Consider the following 3,572-nt stretch of genomic DNA (forward strand, 5'->3'; position numbering starts at 1 on the left):
TAAATATATTTGGTATTAGTTGGCAAAACCTTGAGTTTTCCATAATTTTATCATATCAATACTGGCTTGAGGCAAAGGATCGCCTGGAGGCATCACACTGCCACAAGATGCCTCAATTCTACATATCAAATTGCCCGAATTGGTAGCTGTTTTCACGGCACTATAACTGTCTAAGGCTGGCAATTGTGCTCCTGTGGCATGGCATCCTACACATTTTGCATTGATAATTGACGCTACGTTTGTTGTATAAGTTGGTGTAGCCACTGCAACCGAAATGTCTTGATAAGTATTAGATTCACAAGAGGTTAGCAAAGCTAAAAAGAAGCAAAATACAAGCTTTTTTATTATTTTCATATAGGTAAAATTTATTGGTTATTAATTATACATGTCATCGCCTTTTATTTTTGGTGTTTGTTTAAACAATCCCATTGTGGATGACGATTTCATAGTTATAAAATTTTTCATTTTAATCAAAAAAAGATGGTATTACATTGCAACTAAGCAAAACCATTTATTTAGCAAAGTCAAATATACAATTGCAATTAAAAAACCCTGTACATATTGAAACCAAAAAAGATGCCTTTGCCAGCTGTAATTCCTGTTGCATTGGTTAAAAATGAAACATCGTTCATGGCTTGGCTGTTGGACAAAACCATTTGAAACACATGTCCTCCTGTTTCAATATCTAAACCAATTGATAGTGGATTGTGGTAGATGGAAGTGTAACCTTCGGGCAAATTGAGTCTTGCGGCATACTCGGCATTCAGACTCAATCTTTTGGTGAGTTTGTATCGGGCGCCTGTGGCCAATAGGAATTGATTTTTTTGGTCGGTAATGCCGTCATACAGGTTTTTGTGAACAAAAATTGGAGCCAATTGTAAGGAAAATTCATTGGTGAATTTTTTAGAAACCAATAATTGTGTGGTATAGGCCAATCGGTTGGTAGCTTTTAGACCTGGATACAAATCGGTGCTGAGTGCCGAGTTGATGTCTAAAGTATGATATGCAACTATTGAAACAGGAAAGCCATTATCTAGTTGGTTTGCTAACTTATATTTGGCTGCTATTTCATACGTTTTGTTGAGGGTGTGTCTGGAAAGTCCAACAGAAAAACCATCTGTAACACCATATATGCCTCCTATTTTGGTAAAAGCGTTATCCAATCCAAAAAAATTATTGATTCCGTTTGACAAATCCCCAAAACGATGCGATATTAAAATATAAATTTCGCCTTTGGCTGGCAATTTGGTAGATTGCATGTTTACAATTTGCAGGGCTTTAAAAGCCGATGTGGTAGTGTTTTTTTCGGTCTTTTTAGTATCCAATTCATTCAACAAATCGTCTTGAGCCATGGCTCCCCACGAACTCAAAATTAAGACACTTAAAACTATTTTCTTCAAATTAATCATATTACATTCTTTTAATTTATTATTTTTTCATACGTAAAGGCAAAAATAAAAAGGGTATTACTATTTTCAAACATACTATTTTAAGTATTATTTGTAAATAAAAACTGTTATTGATGGACAAGCTCACACTGGTCCAAATGGACTTCTTCTAACAATTCGTCATAGCCTACTATTCTGCCTTTTATAGTTACTTTTTGGTTTGTACTGATACCCAAAATTTCACTGTTAAAAGTAGCATTTACACCTTGCTCTAATTGAATGGTTTGGTTTGTAAAAGCCACTACCATTCCTGTAACAGCAACTGGTTTTTCTAAATATTTTGTATTGGCTTGTGTTGTATTTTTTGAAAATTCTTCTTTCAATGTTGCAGCACTTACCTCATAAAGGGCTTTTTCAGACGCTACGTTTCTAGCCCCGCCAAACATCATATAATAATAGCCCAATGCAGCCAAAATAACTAATGCTGCTAATGCAAAAATAAACTTTTTCATAAAACAATAAACTTTAAAGTTAAAAAAAAAACTCCAATTTGAATTGGAGCTTTATAAGGGTTTGGAATTATTCTTTAATGATTTTTTTCCAAACTTTGCTGTCTTTGCTTTCCAATTCTAACATGTATATACCTGAACTTAAATCAGATAAATTAATGGCTTTTTGAGCATTTTGATCTTCAATTGAAATGGTTTTGATAAAAGTTCCAATTTGTGAATACACATTAATTTTTGATAAACTTATAGGTGTTTCGATATTGAAAATACCCGTTGAAGGATTTGGAAAAATAGCAGCGGCAGTTAATTTTGAAAAATCGTCGTTGCCCAATGTTGTAGTTATGGTTGCAGATCCTTTGTTTGAACTTGCGTGTTGAGCAATAGAAGTACTGCTGCCTTTTGCATATATTACAGAAATGTTTGCTGCTGCATTTGTAAACGTATAATTTCCTGCTGCAGACAAAGCTCTTGTGGCTACTACCGTTCTTGTAGAACCTGAAACAGTATCTGAAGTTACAGTCCAGTTTTGTGTGGCATCGGCTGTTGGTGCGCTATAACCACTAAGGCTGTAATCTCTACTCGAAGAGGCATTCCAAATAAATAAATCTGACACTGAAGACATACCTGTTCCGCCAAATCCTATGGCCAAATAAGAGGTGCTTGGTCCTGTTAGGGTTAGCGTTACAGTGCTAGCATTGGTATCAATTTTGGCAGTCATCCCGGTACTCCCTAAAGAGGTGACGCTAGAGGAATAGCTTTGAGCCATTGTGCTCCCCATACCCAATAATAATGTTAAAGCAAGTAAAGTTTTTTTCATAATCTATAGTTTTAAAAGTTTTAATATTTGTTCATTTCCTAACGTTGTGGCATATTCAAATGCGGTTTTATTTTCAGAATTTACTAGCGACTTGTCTGCTTTATAATCTAATAAAATTGAAACCATTTGACTATTATTATTTTGCACGGCATACATCAAGGGCGTCATCCCTTTGGTATCCGTCAAATTTGGGTTGGCTTTATTCTTTAATAAAACCTCAACCAATTGTACATCATTTCTAAATACAGCTGCCGTTAAGGCAGTACCATATTCGGAAACATAATTGACATTGGCCTTATGTGCTATCAAAAATTGAGCCACAGCGGTATTCCCTTTATAACAAGCCAATATCAGAACACTCATTTGTTGTTCATTGAGGGCATCTACGCAACTTGGATTTTGCCGATAACAATCGGACATTTCTAAAACGGTGCCTTTTCTTGCAATATCAAAAATGTTTTTGGTTTGAGAAAAAACATTTATTGAAATTAAAACAACAAAAATAAACAATATTTTTTTACATGCCATATTATTAGTCATTTTATTTTCTACAAATATACAAATAAAATTAATTGCAACATGTTAGATAGCTAACATTCTGTTATTTTATCCTTTTTTTAACGTTTATTGGTATTATTATCCGATAAAATGCTTATTAATAGACCATTAGTTCGTTCAGCATTTTGTATTATTGTTTCCATTTAAATTATTTTTTAAGAAAAAACTTATGTTTTTGAATGCTAATTTGTTTGTTAGCCCGATTAAATGGCAATATTTTTTTTTTATTTTGAAACAGTCAATACTTTGTAGGGCAAAATAGCGTGTTCAAGAAGTCGATAGGTTATACCAAATATACAT

At 33.7% G+C, this 3,572-nt stretch carries 5 protein-coding genes; all 5 read right to left on the minus strand.

Annotation, left to right across the window (positions count from 1 at the left end):
• Window positions 1-15: 15 nt before the first annotated feature.
• Window positions 16-354: a hypothetical protein gene (locus tag B0A58_RS00805; RefSeq protein WP_014084481.1), complete on the minus strand. Its 339-nt coding sequence runs from the start codon at window positions 352-354 to the stop codon at window positions 16-18.
• A 188-nt stretch (window positions 355-542) separates the two neighbouring features.
• Window positions 543-1,409, minus strand: a complete 867-nt coding sequence (locus B0A58_RS00815; RefSeq protein ID WP_089079466.1) for a DUF5777 family beta-barrel protein — start codon at window positions 1,407-1,409, stop codon at window positions 543-545.
• Window positions 1,410-1,516: 107 nt separating this feature from the next.
• The gene (locus B0A58_RS00820) at window positions 1,517-1,900 is read right to left on the minus strand and encodes an OB-fold protein (protein WP_089079467.1); all 384 of its coding nucleotides are present in this window, start codon (window positions 1,898-1,900) and stop codon (window positions 1,517-1,519) included.
• Between the two features lie 67 nt (window positions 1,901-1,967).
• Window positions 1,968-2,714 (minus strand): T9SS type A sorting domain-containing protein, encoded by a 747-nt coding sequence (locus B0A58_RS00825; RefSeq protein WP_089079468.1) that lies wholly within the window; start codon window positions 2,712-2,714, stop codon window positions 1,968-1,970.
• A 3-nt stretch (window positions 2,715-2,717) separates the two neighbouring features.
• Complete coding sequence (locus tag B0A58_RS00830) at window positions 2,718-3,242, minus strand: ankyrin repeat domain-containing protein (protein ID WP_089079469.1); 525 nt, start codon at window positions 3,240-3,242, stop codon at window positions 2,718-2,720.
• Window positions 3,243-3,572: the final 330 nt, after the last annotated feature.

The sequence above is a fragment of the Flavobacterium branchiophilum NBRC 15030 = ATCC 35035 genome, from assembly GCF_002217205.1.
Taxonomy (GTDB): domain Bacteria; phylum Bacteroidota; class Bacteroidia; order Flavobacteriales; family Flavobacteriaceae; genus Flavobacterium; species Flavobacterium branchiophilum.

Excerpts from the sequence above, each read along its gene's own strand:
- B0A58_RS00830 (WP_089079469.1), bottom strand. The coding sequence starts at position 3,242 with ATGGCATGTAAAAAAATATTGTTTATTTTTGTTGTTTTAATTTCAATA.
- B0A58_RS00820 (WP_089079467.1), bottom strand. The coding sequence starts at position 1,900 with ATGAAAAAGTTTATTTTTGCATTAGCAGCATTAGTTATTTTGGCTGCA.
- B0A58_RS00815 (WP_089079466.1), bottom strand. The coding sequence starts at position 1,409 with ATGATTAATTTGAAGAAAATAGTTTTAAGTGTCTTAATTTTGAGTTCG.
- B0A58_RS00825 (WP_089079468.1), bottom strand. The coding sequence starts at position 2,714 with ATGAAAAAAACTTTACTTGCTTTAACATTATTATTGGGTATGGGGAGC.
- B0A58_RS00805 (WP_014084481.1), bottom strand. The coding sequence starts at position 354 with ATGAAAATAATAAAAAAGCTTGTATTTTGCTTCTTTTTAGCTTTGCTA.